The following is a 2,584-nucleotide window of genomic DNA, read 5'->3' as shown; positions in this document are numbered from 1 at the left end:
ACAGAAGTGACGCCGACGCCGACAGAAGTGACGCCGACGCCGACAGAAGTGACGCCGACGCCGACAGAAGTGACGCCGACGCCGACAGAAGTGACGCCCCCACTGGTACTTGCAAGTCCAGAGATTATTATTAATCCAACATCGGGATTAGTCACTACAGAAACAGGTGGCACAGACCAATTCACTATCAAACTCAGCAGCCAACCTACTGCTGATGTGAGTATTAATTTTGGTAGCAATAGTGTGGGAGAAGGAGTAATTTCCCGGCCAACTGTTACCTTCAATTCTACTAATTGGAATCTAGAGCAGAGGGTGACGGTAGAAGGCGTTGATGATATTGTATTTGATGGAAATCAAAATTACAGTATTATTGCCGACCCTGCTGTTAGCGCCGATCCCAATTACTCCGGGTTAACTACATCAATTGTTTTCGTTACCAATAATGACGATGACGAGCCTCTTCAGACAATTTCTAGTTTGAGCGAAGGCTTGGTTATTGATGGTTACATCTCCGGTGCAACCATCTTCCTAGATGCTAACAAAAATGGCATTAAAGATAGTAACGAACCATCAACTACTACTGACTTTAACGGTGCATATCAGCTCGATATTCCCTTGGAGAGTTTCGACAAAAATAAAAATGGGAAAATCGATGCAGATGAAGGCAATTTAGTTGCTTTTGGCGGGACGGATACTGCGACAGGTTTGCCACTGGAAACGCCTGTTGCTGCACCTGCGGATGCTAATGTTGTCACTTTGTTAACCAGTTTGGTAACTGATTTGATGGCTGGGGGAATGACGCAGAGTGAAGCCGAGTCAAAAGTTAAATCTACTCTGTCTATTCCTGCGGGAGTTGACTTGATCGACTTAGATCCGATCGCCTCTACAGCCAAAAATGAAGCGGGTGGCGTTGAAACTCTAGTCGCCATGACAAAAGTCCAAAACGTCATTACCCAAACCAGCAGCCTGATAGACGGTGCATCTACGGCTGATAATGGTGCGATCGTCAAAGCTGTTGTCGGGGCAATTAACAGTAAAATTAAATCCGGTGGTTCCCTGGATGTGAGCGATGCGGCACAGGTAGAAAGCATTATCCAGCAATCTGTTGCCAAGGTCAAAGAAATTGACACCAATCTCAACACTGAAAAACTTTCCCAAATTGCCCCGGAAGCTGCGAAGGTAATGGCTGAGGCAAATCAAAGCACGGATAAAGTTAAATCTAACTTTTTGCCTGAGTTTATTCCCTCGGAAATTGCCAAAGTCCAAAAGGTAACATTAGGTGAAAGTTCGATCGCCCTCGAAGAAGCGGCGGCTGGCACAAAACCCATCGCCGAGGTAGTTTCCGAAAATACTGGCGAATTTTTAACTGCCAAAATTCAAGGAAATCCACTACCGACTCCAGCCCCTACTCCAGCCCCTACTCCGATCGTGCAAGGCGATATTGAAGTGGTCAATACTTCTCCTGAAATTCTCGGTGATGAGGGCAAAAATCTTGTCGGTACTGATGATAGCGACACTTTAATCGGCGGCAGCGGTAACGATTTTATCAGTGCCAGAAAAGCTAGTGATTCCCTCGATGGTGGCGCTGGCAATGACAGCATTTACGGCGGCAGGGGACTCGATACGCTGACAGGTGGCGATGGCGATGACATCTTATTTGGAGGCCGCGGTACAGACAGTTTGGAAGGCGGTGCAGGCAATGATAGTTTGTACGGCGGTAAGGGCAATGATACTTTGCTTGGGGGCGCGGGAGATGATTTCCTCAGCGGTGAAAATGGCGATGATTTTCTGACAGGAGGTAGCGGGAGCGATCGCTTTTTGTTAACTCCAGGTAGCGGCTCGGATACGGTGCTTGATTTTGAGGTGGGTATCGATAAATTTGCGATCGATAATGGTTTGACTTTCCAGCAGTTAGAAATTAGTCAAACTGCGGGAGGAACGCTGCTGAAAGTTGCCTCAACTAATCAACTTTTGGCAACAGTCACTGGGTTGAATAGTTCGATTACTGAATCGGATTTTGTGTTGCTTTAGATTTACCTCCAGCGTAGGGGCAATCCTGTGGTTGCCCTTCTAAATGAGGTAGGCACTAAAAACGAATCATTTGTTAAATCACTTTTACTGGGAGGAGCATCATGTTTAAACTTGGAAAAACAACCCTAGCATTAATCGCCGTATCTGTTGCAGTTTTGCAGCCAGCTTTTTCAGCTAGCGCCCAAGAAACCAGCAGCGAATTCAGCCAACTGCAAACCTTATTAGAAGCTAAGAAATGGGACGACGCCGATCGCGAAACCGTCTCTCTACTCCGCAACAACCCCACGTCTTGTCCGAACCTCCGCGCGATCGACCAATTGTGGATGCAACACAGCAATAACAAATACGGCTTGACCCCGCAGTTAGAGATTTGGCAGAAGGCGGGCAACGGTTTAAATTGTAAAACTTGCGAAGGTGAAATTAAAGAATTTAGCGAAAAGGTAGGATGGAAACTAGGCCAGCAAGTAACTCCTATGGTAAGGATTCAGGTCTTTGATTGGGGAACAAGAGAAGGCATGAAAAAGCCACAAGAATGGGCAGATATAGCATCACG

Annotated in this window: 2 protein-coding genes; both read left to right on the top strand. The window is 46.6% G+C overall.

Features of this window, described 5'->3' with window-relative positions; all coding sequences use genetic code 11:
- Positions 1–2,031, top strand: a 2,031-nt coding sequence (locus tag QUB33_RS28700) for a calcium-binding protein (protein WP_333357830.1), incomplete at its 5' end; no start/stop codon positions are given.
- A 101-nt stretch (positions 2,032–2,132) separates the two neighbouring features.
- Positions 2,133–2,584: GUN4 domain-containing protein (locus QUB33_RS28695; protein WP_333357815.1), on the top strand; the 452-nt coding region annotated here is incomplete at its 3' end.

The sequence above is a fragment of the Microcoleus sp. B3-A4 genome, assembly GCF_036705385.1.
Classification (GTDB): domain Bacteria; phylum Cyanobacteriota; class Cyanobacteriia; order Cyanobacteriales; family Microcoleaceae; genus Microcoleus.
The sequence above is the reverse complement of the archived record's forward strand: the minus strand, read 5'-3'. Positions and strand labels throughout refer to the sequence as shown.